The organism is Parabacteroides sp. AF39-10AC, from assembly GCF_003635405.1.
GTDB classification, from domain to species: domain Bacteria; phylum Bacteroidota; class Bacteroidia; order Bacteroidales; family Tannerellaceae; genus Parabacteroides; species Parabacteroides distasonis.
The window spans coordinates 115442-128909 of sequence record NZ_QTLP01000010.1; the positions used below are offsets into that span (position 1 = coordinate 115442).

The following is a 13468-nucleotide window of genomic DNA, read 5'->3' on the forward strand; positions in this document are numbered from 1 at the left end:
ATTATCCTTTAGAAAGACCAAGGAATTGTTTAAGAGATCGTATCCGGAGGTGTTATGGGTAGTTTGAAACTGAAGGTAGAACCTTTCCCTTCCTCCGAGTTCACCCAAATGGTACCTCCCATGGCGGTGACCAGACCTTTACAGATTGAAAGTCCCAATCCGGTACCCGGTTCAAATTCGTTCAATTGCAGGAATCGCTCGAAGATGTGCCCTAGTTTGTCCTTCGGGATGCCGTTGCCTGTATCGGACACGTAAAATTGCACGCTGACCGGATACAACGATTGGTATCCGAAATGAATTTCTCCTTTCTCCGTATATCGGAGGGCGTTAGAAAGTAGTTTTTTCAAGATAAGCATAAGCTTATGTTTATCCGTGTGAAGAGATACGTTTGGAGAATCATCCAAGATTAACCGTACGTTTTCGGATATGCGGGGAGAGGCGTATTCGTATACATCGTGCATGATAGCGAGCGGATTTACATCCTCATATGACCAATTGATCGTATTGGACTCGATTCTGGACATCTCGAGTGTGTCATTGATTAATTCGAGCAAAGCCGTGTTATTTTCTTTAATCATGGAAATATACTGTTCACGCATTTCCGGATCATCTTCCAGTCCTAACATATCGGAGAAGCCGACGATGGCATTTAACGGAGTCCGGATCTCGTGCGTCATATTTGCCAGAAACGTAGATTTCAATAGGGAAAGATCCTTGGATTTCTGATGATTCGCGATAGCTAGCTCGTCGTTTTCCTTTTCGATAATGCTACCTATAATGACATGTGGGGTGCCGCTTTCATCAATATCCATGCTTTTACCCGATATTTCATACATCTTATAAGTCCCGTCTTGATTCTTCAGGTGGAAGGTGACGTTGTGAGACGATAATTTCTCGTCCCGGATTTTATTGAACAGATAGAAGAAATCCAAACTATCCTCTGGCTTACGTACGGATGATAAAGCCCTGCATATAAACCTGTTTTTATCTAATAGAGTATTGGTCGTGCCGTAGAATTGAAAACAGCGGTTACAATGCTTTTTGTCGCAAGTGGAGAAACGGTCGAAGCTGAATGAGTAAGCGGCTAATTTACCGTCTTCCAACGCTTGCCGCATCAATATCCGGCTCTCGTTCAATTGTCCCATCAATAGTTTATTTTCCCTGTCAGTTTCTTTTTCTCCCTGCTGCGTAAGCCAAAGCGTATACCCGCTAAGCCCCTGTTCATCGGTATAGATGGGTTCTACTTTAAACGTGACGGGCTCTTCGCATATAATTGCGTCACCTTTTCTTAAAGATGACTTCAAGGAATCGGTTAGTACGATGTTATTAAATAGATGTTCTATAATAAAGTCATGCTTATCTGCCAAGGAAAAATGAGCGAACATCGCCTTATTCAAGTCTATCAGATTTCCTTCCGTATCATAGATAGCCCCTCCTAAAGGACAGGAATAGAATGTATTTGAAACTAAAGTATTGAAAATATTTGAATCTATTACTGTTGACATTATTCGTTTAGATTTAAGTGTTGTTCTAGAAGAAAGAGACAGGCGAGTTCCTATATTCTCGTCTGCCCGTCTCCTTCTATGATGTATTTATAAGTCGTTAATTCAGGAAGCGCCATCGGTCCCCGGGCATGTAGCTTTTGGGTACTGATTCCGATCTCCGCCCCGAATCCGAATTGGGCCCCATCAGTAAAGGCGGTAGATACATTTGCGTATACGCAAGCGGCATCTACCAATTGCTGGAAGCGCCGGATAGTTTCCGGATCTTCGCTGATTATGCTTTCGCTATGTTTTGAACTGTACCGGGCGATATGTGATAGAGCCTCGTCTAAAGAGGATACGGTACGGATACTCATTTTGTAATCGAGGAACTCGGTACCGAAACTGTTTTCGTTAGCCTGTTGTAAAAGCGTCTCCGGATAATGTTCGGATAGAGCGGCATAAGCCGGTTCGTCCGCATAAATGATTACGTTGCTGTCCGGAAGCTTTCCACAGATATACGGAAGATCAGATAGACGTTCTCGGTGGATGATTAAGCAATCCAAGGCATTACATACGCTGACCCTCCGTGTCTTTGCGTTATTTACGATCTCACGTCCCTTGCCTTTATCTCCGGAGCGATCAAAATAGGTATGACAGATACCAGCGCCAGTCTCGATCACCGGAACTTTCGCGTGTTCCCGGACGAAGTGAATCAAGGAACTGCTTCCACGAGGAATGATTAAGTCAACCAAGCCGACCGCTCCCAGTAATTCCGCCGTAGCCTCTCGATCCGGAGGTAGTAAAGTGCATACCGCCGGATTTATACCCTGACGCTCTAATACAGAATGGATGATGCGTACCAAGGCTCGGTTAGAGAAGTCCGCATCCGATCCACCCTTTAGCACGCAAACATTACCGCTTCGGAAACATAAGGAAAAAACATCGAAGGTAACATTCGGACGAGCCTCATAGATCACACCGATCACCCCGAAAGGCACGGTTACTTTTCGGATAACCATTCCGTTCGGGCGGGTAGTCTCGCTCAAGACCTTATTTAATGGAGAAGGTAATGTCGATACATTCTCCATATCGGCGGCGATACCTTGTAGCCTTTCCTCTGTCAATTTCAGCCGGTCGTATTTCGGGTTCGCTGGGTCCATACGTTCCAGATCTTGGCGATTCGCGGCGAGTACCTCCTCCGTATGAGTCCGTAGAACCTGCGCTGTCTCCTTTAAGATCCCGATAATCGTTTGATCCGATAGCGTTATCAATTGTTTAGCCGCATCCGATGCCTGTCGCAGCATATCTTTTACATTCATACTTTTTAATCCAAATATAGATAATCATAATGTATAAGCGGTTTTAAATCCCGTTGCCCTATTTGCTTACGTGCTTCCTCGCTGTCATAGGCGGTACAGCCTACGCCGATTTGCACGCCTTCCTCATTCATTATCTTTACGATATCATCTTTTTCGAAATCACCCTCGATGCGGGTTACTCCAACCAATAATACGCTAGTCGCTTTCGGGGCGGTCAATGCCTCCTCGGCTCCTTTATTGATATGTATTTCCCCTTTGGCGAAACCCTCGGAGTGGGCGATCCATTTCTTTACGCTGCTGACGGGTTTCGAGGCCGGAATGAAACGGGTGCAGACCGTGTCGCTATCCACCGCCAATAACATCGGAAGGATATTATCCTTTTTGCCGTTGGCGATGATAACCGCAATACCTTCGTCTGCCACTTTTTGGGCGATATGACATTTCGTCAACATACCTCCCCGTCCAAAGGATGATTTGCTAGTCTGTACATATTCCGACAAATCTGTTTTCCCACATTCGATTTCCCGGATCACGGAACTATCCGGGTCCGACGGATTTCCATTGTAAATCCCGTCTATATTACTAAGAATCACCAAGGCATCCATTCCCATCATCGTAGCGATCAAGCCGGATAACTCATCATTATCCGTGAACATCAGCTCGGTTACGGATATCGTATCATTCTCATTCACGATGGGGATCACCTTGTTTTCAAGCATTACCTCCATGCAATGCTTCTGGTTTAGGTAATGCGTACGACTCCCGAAATTCTCTTTTGTAGTAAGCACTTGCCCGCAAGTCATGCCATGCTCCCGGAATAACTCGTAATACCGGTTGATCAACTTGGCCTGTCCTACCGCCGAATACAGTTGCCGGGCTGATACGGGATCCAGCTTTTTGCCGGCCTTTATCTCGCTTCGTCCGGAAGCCACGGCACCGGAGGAGATCAAGACGATCTCCATACCTTGCCGATGCAAGTCCGCTACTTGGTCAACCAACGCGGACATGCGGGTGATATCTAGCGTCCCATCCTTGCGGGTCAGGACATTACTTCCTATTTTTACAGCGATCCTTTTCAAGAAAGTTATGATTTATTATTTATTATCTTTATCCCGGATCTCTACCCGTCGGATCTTTCCGCTGATTGTTTTCGGCAGTTCGTCCACGAATTCGACAACACGGGGATATTTGTAAGGAGCGGTGACACGTTTCACGTGATTTTGCAATTCTTTGATCAAGGCATCACCCGCTTTATCCTTATAATCCTTCGCCAATACGATCGTGGCCTTTACTACCTGTCCGCGGATCTCGTCGGGGACACCGGTGATAGCACATTCCACTACCGCCGGGTGGGTCATCAAGGCACTTTCCACCTCGAACGGCCCGATACGATAGCCGGAACTCTTGATCACGTCGTCCGCGCGGCCAACGAACCATAAGTAACCATCCTCGTCACGCCAAGCCACGTCTCCCGTGTAATACAGGCCATCGTGCCAAGCTTCCCGGGTACGTTCTGCGTCCCGGTAATATTCCTTGAATAACCCGATAGGCTTGCCATTTGTTGTGTGGATCACGATCTGTCCTTGCTCGCCATCCTCCGCACGGCTTCCGTCCGGACGCAATAAATCGACATCGTACTGCGGGTTGGGAACACCCATAGAGCCCGGTTTCGGCTCCATCCACGGGAAAGTGGCGACTGTCAGAGTAGTCTCTGTCTGGCCGAAGCCTTCCATCAATTTAATGCCGGTCAGTTTATAGAACATATCGAATACGGCAGGATTCAAAGCCTCGCCGGCGATCGTACAATATTGTAAGGATGATAAATCGTATTTAGTCATATCCTCACGAATTAAGAAACGGAAGATCGTAGGAGGAGCGCAAAGCGAGGTGATCCGGTAATCCTGTATCATCTGCAACATATCAGCAGGCGTGAATTTCTCGTGGTCGTAAACAAATACGGTCGCTCCGGCGATCCATTGCCCATATAGCTTACCCCAAACCGCCTTGCCCCAGCCTGTATCTGCGATCGTCAGGTGAAGGCTGTCTTTATGCAAGTTGTGCCAGAAACTACCAGTCACGATATGCCCCAGCGGATACGTAAAGTCGTGGGCCACCATCTTGGGGTTTCCAGTCGTACCGGAGGTGAAATACATCAAAGAGATATCGTCATTGCTATTTGGGTGAGACGGGCGGACGAAAGGAGCGGCGTTTTGGATACCCTGTTGGAAATCCTCGAAACCTTCCGGTATTTCCGGCCCTACGGATACGACACTTTTTACGGTCGGTGAGTCCGGCAAAGCCTCTATGATATGTTTCGTTATCACTTTCTCTCCGGCGCAAACGATCATCTTGATATCGGCGGCATTCGCACGATAAACGATATCTTTCTTGGTCAGTAAGTGTGTAGCCGGTATCACGACAGCCCCTAATTTATGCAATGCGATGATAGAGAACCAGAATTCATAACGGCGTTTGAGTATCAGCATCACCATATCGCCGTGTCCGATCCCCAAGGATTGGAAATAAGAAGCTGTCTGGTCCGTATACCGTTTCAAGTCGGCAAACGTAAAATCAATATGCTCTCCATGATCGTTTGTCCAACATAACGCTTTCTTATCCGGTTCTTCCTCTGCCCAAGCGTCTACCACATCATATCCGAAGTTGAAGTTCTCCGGAACCTTGATCTTGAAGTTTTTAATAAAATCCTCTTGCGACTCAAACGTCGTTTTATCTATAAATCTTTCTAACATGCTGTTGATCGTTTATAAAATGACGGCCAAAAAACTGACCTTTTCCCCATCCAGCGCTTTCATACCGTGAGGAAGCTCTGAGTTAAAATAAATACTATCACCTTCTTCTAAGATAAGATCTTTATTGTTGATCTGTAGTAACAGACGTCCTTTTAATACCATATTGTATTCTTGCCCCGGATGGGAATTGAGATACATCGGCTCATCCTCTGGTTTGGGATGTACGGTTACCAAGAAGGGGTCCGCTTTACGTCCGACGAAACCGGCGGCCAATGATTGGTACTTATAGGCTTTCGTACGCTCTACGGCAACACCTTTTCCGTTACGAGTAATAAAGTACGTACTCATTTTAGGCTCGTCGCCAAACATCAACGTGGTTAATTCTACGCCATAAGCCTGTGAGATCTGGTGCAATACGCTAACGGAAATATCAACCGTGCCGCTTTCCAGCAGCAAATATTGCTCAGTCGTGAGGTTGCAGACCTTTGCCATTTCTTCCGGCGTAATCTCCAGTGCGTCCCGTAATCCGGCCAGACGCTCCGCGATTTGTTGTATCTGTTCGTTCATTTTGCTGAAGTTATTGTATTATGTCGCTCCAAAGATAGGAATAAAAAGCAAAAAGAAGGTGAAAGCCCTTGTTTTCTTTTCTAATTAACAGGTATGGCTTGTTTTTAATACAAATGACGCAGATAATACGGATAAGAATAGCAAATCCGTGTCATCTGCGTCTGAAAGATAAGCATCTAATACTTATTCAGCATTTTTCTTCAGCCATTCTAACCGGCGCTGATCCGGGAGGTGTTTTACCTTGAAATGCTCGAATGTCACATTAAATCCTTTCCCGTCGGGACAAGCGGCCATAAACCCGACTTGTACGGGGATATTGTCTTGTAGCCAAGCGTTACGCATAAGGGTGTATTCCTTATCATCGAATGAGTAGAAGATCTCCACGGCGTCCAATCTCCGGACTGCTTTTATCCATACATAAGGGATCGCTTTGTCTAAGGTGATAACGCTCCAGTCGGAGGTCTTATGCGTAACGACCGCGCTTAGGTTGTATTTACCATCCACGAACTCTATACCGGCTTTTATATAATTTTCATGATTGATACGAAGCATCAGGCCGGCTTGGTCAAAACGCTGCTTGTAATCGCCGGTTATCTTGACTTTCACTTCGAATTCACCCCCATAAGTAGCATAATAAAAAGGAGCGTCATCTACCGTAAACCCGTAATGGGAAATCCTCCAATAGTCACTTTGGGGAGTGACCTGCATGGAAAGCGACTTGTCTTTAATCTCCCATTGCTCCGGCTCGTTGAACCATTGCATCTTATCCAATGATTGCGCCCCGCAAAATTGCAAAGAGGCGACAATAACAAAACTCAGTAACACTAATTTTCTCATTTTACTTCTTATTTCTTATTTCTTATTTCTTATTTCGATTCTTTCTATTCCCGTAAGAGGTTAATGTTATTAACCTTACCTCTGGCAAAGGTAACGTGTTATTATAGATTGCGCAATGATTCTGAGATTTTATCTAGGAAGGAAAAGTAAGGGTTAATGTGTTTTTGTCTATTCGTATTTGATAACCTCGACCGGACAGCTTTCGGCAGCCTCTTTAATACCCGCCTCGAAATCATCGAAATTAACTCCTTCGTTTACACGTGAGCGATCTGTAACTGTGAATACTTCCGGGCAAATGCCCTCGCATGTACCGCAAGCGATGCAATCCTCCTCAATCCAAACTCTTTTAATTGCCATAATTTTATTCCTTTAAGATGATTAATATGTTAATGTAACAAACAACTTTCGCGGATTGTTTTCGGGAGAGGCCTTTTAGATCATTGTATAGACCGTGGAATGAGCTTATCTTTGGTTGATATATATTAACGTTTATACGCCACTGTTTTAAAATAAATTTGCTACGTTTACAGCAGAAAGTTTCATTGAATAACCATTTAAAAAATCTGAAGTATTATGGATAATGCTATTTTTAGATTTCCTAAACCCATTAATGAGCCGGTAAAAGCGTATGCTCCCGGATCAAGTGAAAAAGCATCCTTAAAGAAAGCGTTAGCGCAGATAAGTTCCGAGGAATGGGATATTCCTCTGGTAATTGGCGGAAAAGAGATCCGTACGGGTAATACCGGTAAGGTCGTTATGCCTCATGATCATCATCATGTATTGGCTACTTATCATAAGGCGGGCGAGAAAGAAGTACAAATGGCTATCGACGCCGCCATGAAAGCGCATAAGGAATGGTCAGAACTTCCATGGGTGGAACGTGCGTCTATTATGCTTCGTGTAGCTGAGTTGTTGGCTACGAAATATCGTTATATCCTGAACGCTTCGGTTATGTTGGGACAGAGCAAGAATCCGTTCCAAGCGGAGATCGACGCTCCCTGCGAATTGATCGATTTCTTGCGTTTCAGTACCTTCTACGCTAGTCAAGTATATGCCGATCAACCCTATTCCGAGACGGGTATATTGAATCGTATGGAATACCGAGCCTTGGAAGGTTTCGTGTTCTCGCTCACGCCGTTTAACTTTACGTCGATCGCTTCCAACCTGAATATGGCTCCGGCTATGATGGGTAACGTGGCGGTATGGAAACCGTCTACTACGGCGATCCATTCGAACTATTTCTTGATGAAGGTTTTCCAAGAGGCCGGTTTGCCCGATGGCGTAGTGAATTTCATCCCGGGACAGGGTAGCGTGATCGGTAAGGTGATTACGGGTAGCCGTGATTTGGCAGGATTCCATTTTACAGGCTCTACCTCTACGTTCAATACCTTATGGCGTCAGATCGGAGAGAACTTGGGGCATTATAAATCTTATCCAAAAATCGTAGGCGAGACAGGTGGCAAGAACTTTATCTTCGCTCATCCTTCCGCTCCGGCGTTGGATGTGGCTACCGCTATCGTACGCGGTGCGTTCGAGTATCAAGGGCAGAAGTGCTCGGCGGGTTCTCGGGCCTATATCCCGGCTTCTCTCTGGAAAGAGGTGAAAGATTACGTGGGCGATATGCTGAAAGAGATCAAGATGGGTGACGTGCAGGATTTCACGAACTTTGTCAATGCCGTGATCGATGAGGCTTCGTTCGATAACATCATGAGTTATATCGATTATGCGAAACAGTCTCCGGACGCGGAGGTTCTTTTTGGTGGTAACGGGGACAAATCGGTTGGTTATTTCGTGGAGCCAACGGTTATCCAGACCACGGACCCGATGTTCAAGAGCATGGTAGAGGAAATCTTCGGGCCGGTGATTACGATCTACGTATATGACGACGCTAAATATGAGGAGACTTTGGAACTTTGTGATCGAACTTCTCCGTACGGATTGACGGGTTCTATTTTCGCCCGTGATCGCTATGCGATTGATAAGGCATTCAATACCTTGCGCTATTCGGCCGGTAATTTCTATATCAATGATAAACCGACCGGCGCCGTGATCGCCCAGCAACCGTTCGGCGGTTCCCGTGCGTCTGGAACGAATGACAAGGCCGGTGGCCCGTTGAACTTGATTCGTTGGACGAATCCTCGTTGTATCAAGGAATGCTTGGTTCCTCCGACGAGCTACGGGTATCCGTTCTTAGGTGAGAAATAATTGTCATAATTAAGAAATACCAACTGATTGTGGGGGAGACGGGGCGTGCCCCGTCTCTACGCTATGACGTTACCTTTATCTACATACAATATGTTAGACTTTAACAATACCGAGATCGCTTTCTCGTCGAAGTCGCGGGGAGAACTACAAAATGCTTACTGGCTTTTTAATACGATAAAATATCCTTGGTTGGTAAAATGCGCTAAAGTAGCCACGAGTATAGCCTTGAAAATACATTTCCCGCTGGCTTGGGCGGTGAAGCCTACCTTATATAAACAGTTCGTTGGGGGAGAAACTTTACAAGACTGTTCCGCTGCCATCAACCACTTGATGAAATACAACGTGAAATCGACGCTCGATTATTCGGCGGAGAGCGAGCAGACCCCGGAGGGCATACAGGCGACTTTCGAGGAAACCTTGCGCTCGATAGATTTTGCGAAAGGAAATACGAATCTGGCCTATGCCGTATTCAAACCATCCACGATCACGACCGATGAGTTACTGGCCAAAGCTTCCGAGAAACGGGAAGAGCTTACGATAGACGATGTCCGGCATTTTCGCGAGTTCCGCGAGCGTTTTATGGCGCTTTGCCAACGGGCTTACGATAACGACGTACGTATTTTAGTGGATGCGGAGGATTATTGTTTCCAAGATGCCATTGATGCGTTGACCGATGAGGCGATGCGTAAGTTCAACAAGAAACGTGCGATCGTATTCGCTACCTTGCAAATGTATCGTCATGACCGGATGCCTTATCTGCGTCGTATCTACGATGACGCCGTGGCGAAAGGTTATATTGCGGGCGTGAAATTCGTGCGCGGGGCTTATATGGAAGCGGAGCGTGCCCGTGCGGCGGCGTTGGATTATCCCGATCCGATTTGTAAAGATAAGCAGGCCACGGACGAGAATTATGATGCGGCGGTCCGTTTCACCATGGATCATTTAGATCGTTTTGAGATGTTTATGGGAACTCATAATGAGGAGAGTAATTATAAGTTGGCGAAATTGATGGACGAGAAGGGGATCGCCCGCGATGACTCCCGTGTTTTCTTTGCGCAGCTATTGGGAATGAGCGATAATATTTCCTTCAATTTAGCCCATGCGGGATATAACGTAACCAAATACGTACCGTACGCCTCGGTAAGGGATGTACTGCCGTATTTGATCCGGCGTGCGGAAGAGAATACTTCTGTTGCGGGGCAGACCAGCCGGGAACTCCGGATGTTGGAGATGGAAATGGCTAGGCGGAAAGAACATAAACCCGCCGAGGGCAGGTAAAGTAGTTTGTCAGCATATTTCGGGGCGTATTGGTGCTGGCAAACTACTTTGTCTGCCTATTTTTATTTACTGGCCTTCAGTCCCCGGATCACGGAAGAGGTAAAACCGGAAAGTTCCATCTCATTTAGACCCTTGATCGTGATTCCGCCCGGAGTCGTTACCTTATCGATTTCCATCTCCGGGTTACTTTTATTCTCGATCAATAAATCAACGGCACCTTTCACGGTATGCGCCACGATCTCTTGCGCCTGTTTCGGATAGAAACCCAATTCCACGCCGCCTTCTATCGCCGCACGGATATAACGCAAGGCGAAAGCAATGCCACTGGAGGCCAATGCCGTTCCTGCGGCCATCAACCGCTCTTCTACCAGCATGGCGTTACCCAGCTCGTTGAAAATCCGGATGATTAGGTCCGTCTGCTCCTTGGAGGCATTGCGGGCGGAGACGAAAGTCATGCTGCTCATCACCTCGATAGCCGTATTGGGCATGATCCGGAAGATGGTGGGAGTAGCCAGACAATCGAAGTCCGTATTCTTGGTCAAATAAGTATTCAACAGGTCGAAAGTCACGCCAGCCGCTACGGATACGATCATTTGTCTCTCGAAGTCGAGCACCGACTTAATCTCATCTATAATCATTTCCACACGCCAAGGTTTAACGGCGATGATGATGATATCAGCGTTTCGTGCCGCTTCCACGTTATCATGGGTCAAGATAAAGTCCGGATCGATCTTTCTCATCTTCTCCAAGGTCTCGTCCGATTGGGCGGTACAAGTGATATCAGAGGCTTTGAACATGGTTCCTTTCGCTAAACCTCGGGCGATCGCTCCACCGATATTACCCGAACCGATAATAGATATTCTCATTTTGCAGATAATTAGTTATATTATTATGTTTTCTGAAGAGGCAAACTTAGATAAAATATCTCAAATACGTACGACTTTGTAGAGTTAGCTACGGATAAAAAACTTACATTTGCGGTCGATACGGACTTAATACTAATATAAATATATAAAATTACATGAAAAAGACAATTCTAGTTTCAAGCATGCTATTCGCTCTGGCTATGTCCGCTACGATCCAAGCGCAAGACACGGAGAAGAAGGAGAGTGAGGAGGGATTCGTGTTCACGACCGTGAAAGAGAACCCCATTACATCTGTTAAGAACCAAAATCGTGCGGGTACGTGCTGGTGCTACTCCTCGTACTCTTTCTTGGAGTCGGAGTTGCTTCGTATGGGAAAGGGCGAGTATGACTTATCCGAGATGTTTACGGTATATAACACCTATCTGGATCGTGCCGACGCTGCTGTGCGTACGCATGGGGATGTTTCGTTCTCGCAAGGTGGATCTTTCTATGATGCGCTTTATGGAATGGAAACATTCGGCTTGGTTCCGGAAGAGGAGATGCGCCCGGGCGTGATGTATTCCGATACGTTGAGTAACCATACCGAGCTTTCCGCCTTGACGGACGCTATGGTGGCCGCTATCGCCAAGGGAAAGTTACGCAAATTGCAGTCTGATGAGAATAACGCCATGTTATGGAAGAAGGCGGTCGCTGCGGTACATCAGATCTACTTGGGGGTTCCTCCTGAGAAATTCACGTATAAAGGGAAGGAATATACACCGAAATCTTTCTTCGAGTCTACAGGTTTGAAGGCTTCGGATTATGTCTCATTGACTTCTTATACGCATCATCCGTTCTATACCCAGTTCCCGCTAGAGATTCAGGATAACTGGCGTCACGGTATGTCGTATAACTTGCCGCTGGATGAGTTTATGGAGGTCTTTGATAATGCGATTAATACGGGTTATACGATCGCTTGGGGTTCCGATGTGAGCGAATCTGGTTTTACTCGTGACGGAGTGGCCGTTATGCCTGATGATGAGAAGGTACAGGAGTTGAGCGGTTCCGATATGGCTCATTGGTTGAAATTGAAACCGGAGGAAAAGAAGCTGAACACAAAACCGCAACCTCAGAAATGGTGTACGCAAGCAGAGCGCCAGTTGGCTTATGATAATTATGAGACGACCGACGACCATGGTATGCAGATCTACGGTATCGCCAAAGATCAAGAAGGTAACGAGTATTATATGGTGAAGAACTCGTGGGGAACCAACAACAAGTATAACGGTATTTGGTATGCTTCCAAAGCATTTGTCCGTTATAAGACCATGAATATCGTGGTTCATAAAGATGCCCTGCCTAAAGCGATCAAAGCCAAGTTAGGTATCAAATAATCGGTCCGCTAAGGATGGTTTAAATAAAAACTAAACCCCGATAGCTTCCGGCGATCCGGTAAGACTATCGGGGTGATCTATATATACAAAGATGTGCTGCCTATATTATTGAACAAGTTTTAGTGTGTAGTTAAGATCTGCCGCCGCTTTTTGCAACGTGTCGTTCATCAAGGTCAAGTTATCCCCTTCTACTAGGAAATAAATGACGGGTTCGCCATCACTAGGAATCAACTCGTAGATTACTGCGCTAACGTCATCGGGAGCTCCGTGCTTTACTTTTTGTTTACCGGTTGTAATGGCTTTCTGAGGAGCTTTCTTCGCCGCTCCGGTGCTTGAGGCTACTGCTTCCGGTACGGTATAAAGAGCATCCAACTCGAATACGCCTTCCTCGTCTGCGTTATCTTGTTGATAATACAAGGTTAAGTCATAATCTACATTCACGCTATCCGGAGAAGTCAGGGTTCCCTTATACTTTTTTTGGATAACCGGTCCCTTTTTAGGATCAGCCTTCAAGGAATCTCTCATATTCACGGGTTTTGCCGGTTGAGTCGCCTTAACAGAATGGATCAGTGGCAGAGACGGAGCGTCCGGAGCCGCCGACATTATGGCGAATTCTTCTTCCTCTACTTCTACGGGAACATCCTTTTGGGCTTGTTTCCCGCTACATGCGGCCAAAAATGCCATAGCCGCTACTGCGATAAAATACTTTTTCATTACCATTATTTATTTTATTAGTGACGTTTGGACATATAACATAAAATCCCCCACGATTTGTTTCGTGAGGGATCA

At 46.1% G+C, this 13468-nt stretch carries 12 protein-coding genes; 3 read left to right on the top strand and 9 right to left on the bottom strand.

What is annotated here, in order from left to right:
* Positions 1 to 29 precede the first annotated feature (29 nt).
* The 7 genes from DW033_RS11100 to DW033_RS11130 all read right to left on the bottom strand — a co-directional run bounded on the left by DW033_RS11100 (position 30) and on the right by DW033_RS11130 (position 7314).
* Positions 30 to 1505: a HAMP domain-containing sensor histidine kinase gene (locus tag DW033_RS11100; protein ID WP_005867251.1), complete on the bottom strand. Its 1476-nt coding sequence runs from the start codon at positions 1503 to 1505 to the stop codon at positions 30 to 32.
* A gap of 50 nt (positions 1506 to 1555) precedes the next feature.
* The gene (locus tag DW033_RS11105; RefSeq protein WP_005867252.1) at positions 1556 to 2803 is read right to left on the bottom strand and encodes a glutamate-5-semialdehyde dehydrogenase; all 1248 of its coding nucleotides are present in this window, start codon (positions 2801 to 2803) and stop codon (positions 1556 to 1558) included.
* A gap of 5 nt (positions 2804 to 2808) precedes the next feature.
* Positions 2809 to 3882, bottom strand: a complete 1074-nt coding sequence (gene proB / locus DW033_RS11110) for a glutamate 5-kinase (RefSeq protein ID WP_005854230.1) — start codon at positions 3880 to 3882, stop codon at positions 2809 to 2811.
* A 15-nt stretch (positions 3883 to 3897) separates the two neighbouring features.
* Positions 3898 to 5553 carry an AMP-binding protein gene (locus DW033_RS11115; RefSeq protein ID WP_057326328.1) on the bottom strand — a complete coding sequence of 552 codons (1656 nt, stop codon included), beginning with the start codon at positions 5551 to 5553 and terminating at the stop codon, positions 3898 to 3900.
* 12 nt (positions 5554 to 5565) lie between these two features.
* Positions 5566 to 6120 carry a helix-turn-helix domain-containing protein gene (locus tag DW033_RS11120; protein WP_005854235.1) on the bottom strand — a complete coding sequence of 185 codons (555 nt, stop codon included), beginning with the start codon at positions 6118 to 6120 and terminating at the stop codon, positions 5566 to 5568.
* A 183-nt stretch (positions 6121 to 6303) separates the two neighbouring features.
* The gene (locus DW033_RS11125; protein ID WP_005854236.1) at positions 6304 to 6957 is read right to left on the bottom strand and encodes a DUF1349 domain-containing protein; all 654 of its coding nucleotides are present in this window, start codon (positions 6955 to 6957) and stop codon (positions 6304 to 6306) included.
* A gap of 168 nt (positions 6958 to 7125) precedes the next feature.
* Positions 7126 to 7314 carry a ferredoxin gene (locus DW033_RS11130; protein ID WP_005854237.1) on the bottom strand — a complete coding sequence of 63 codons (189 nt, stop codon included), beginning with the start codon at positions 7312 to 7314 and terminating at the stop codon, positions 7126 to 7128.
* A gap of 216 nt (positions 7315 to 7530) precedes the next feature.
* Here DW033_RS11130 and pruA point away from each other — a divergent pair, with 216 nt between their 5' ends.
* Both pruA and DW033_RS11140 read left to right on the top strand, forming a co-directional pair.
* A complete protein-coding gene (gene pruA, locus DW033_RS11135; RefSeq protein WP_005854238.1) occupies positions 7531 to 9162 on the top strand; it encodes an L-glutamate gamma-semialdehyde dehydrogenase in 1632 nt (543 codons plus the stop codon).
* Positions 9163 to 9252: 90 nt separating this feature from the next.
* Positions 9253 to 10440, top strand: coding sequence for a proline dehydrogenase family protein (locus tag DW033_RS11140; RefSeq protein ID WP_048927531.1), 1188 nt, complete (start codon positions 9253 to 9255; stop codon positions 10438 to 10440).
* A gap of 62 nt (positions 10441 to 10502) precedes the next feature.
* On the opposite strand, the gene proC is transcribed toward DW033_RS11140, so the two are convergent.
* Positions 10503 to 11306, bottom strand: coding sequence for a pyrroline-5-carboxylate reductase (proC, locus tag DW033_RS11145; protein ID WP_048927532.1), 804 nt, complete (start codon positions 11304 to 11306; stop codon positions 10503 to 10505).
* 155 nt (positions 11307 to 11461) lie between these two features.
* Between proC and DW033_RS11150 the strand changes: the two genes are divergently transcribed.
* On the top strand, positions 11462 to 12679 hold the full coding sequence (locus DW033_RS11150; protein ID WP_057326329.1) for an aminopeptidase C: 1218 nt from the start codon (positions 11462 to 11464) through the stop codon (positions 12677 to 12679).
* 105 nt (positions 12680 to 12784) lie between these two features.
* Here the strand turns inward: DW033_RS11150 and DW033_RS11155 are convergent, their stop codons facing one another.
* On the bottom strand, positions 12785 to 13393 hold the full coding sequence (locus tag DW033_RS11155; RefSeq protein ID WP_121961013.1) for a copper resistance protein NlpE: 609 nt from the start codon (positions 13391 to 13393) through the stop codon (positions 12785 to 12787).
* Positions 13394 to 13468: the final 75 nt, after the last annotated feature.

Bases quoted from the DNA above. Each gene is read 5' to 3' on its own strand.
- proC (WP_048927532.1), bottom strand. From the start codon at position 11,306: ATGAGAATATCTATTATCGGTTCGGGTAATATCGGTGGAGCGATCGCC.
- DW033_RS11140 (WP_048927531.1), top strand. From the start codon at position 9,253: ATGTTAGACTTTAACAATACCGAGATCGCTTTCTCGTCGAAGTCGCGG.
- DW033_RS11130 (WP_005854237.1), bottom strand. From the start codon at position 7,314: ATGGCAATTAAAAGAGTTTGGATTGAGGAGGATTGCATCGCTTGCGGT.
- DW033_RS11150 (WP_057326329.1), top strand. From the start codon at position 11,462: ATGAAAAAGACAATTCTAGTTTCAAGCATGCTATTCGCTCTGGCTATG.
- DW033_RS11125 (WP_005854236.1), bottom strand. From the start codon at position 6,957: ATGAGAAAATTAGTGTTACTGAGTTTTGTTATTGTCGCCTCTTTGCAA.
- DW033_RS11155 (WP_121961013.1), bottom strand. From the start codon at position 13,393: ATGAAAAAGTATTTTATCGCAGTAGCGGCTATGGCATTTTTGGCCGCA.
- DW033_RS11115 (WP_057326328.1), bottom strand. From the start codon at position 5,553: ATGTTAGAAAGATTTATAGATAAAACGACGTTTGAGTCGCAAGAGGAT.
- pruA (WP_005854238.1), top strand. From the start codon at position 7,531: ATGGATAATGCTATTTTTAGATTTCCTAAACCCATTAATGAGCCGGTA.
- DW033_RS11105 (WP_005867252.1), bottom strand. From the start codon at position 2,803: ATGAATGTAAAAGATATGCTGCGACAGGCATCGGATGCGGCTAAACAA.
- DW033_RS11100 (WP_005867251.1), bottom strand. From the start codon at position 1,505: ATGTCAACAGTAATAGATTCAAATATTTTCAATACTTTAGTTTCAAAT.
- DW033_RS11120 (WP_005854235.1), bottom strand. From the start codon at position 6,120: ATGAACGAACAGATACAACAAATCGCGGAGCGTCTGGCCGGATTACGG.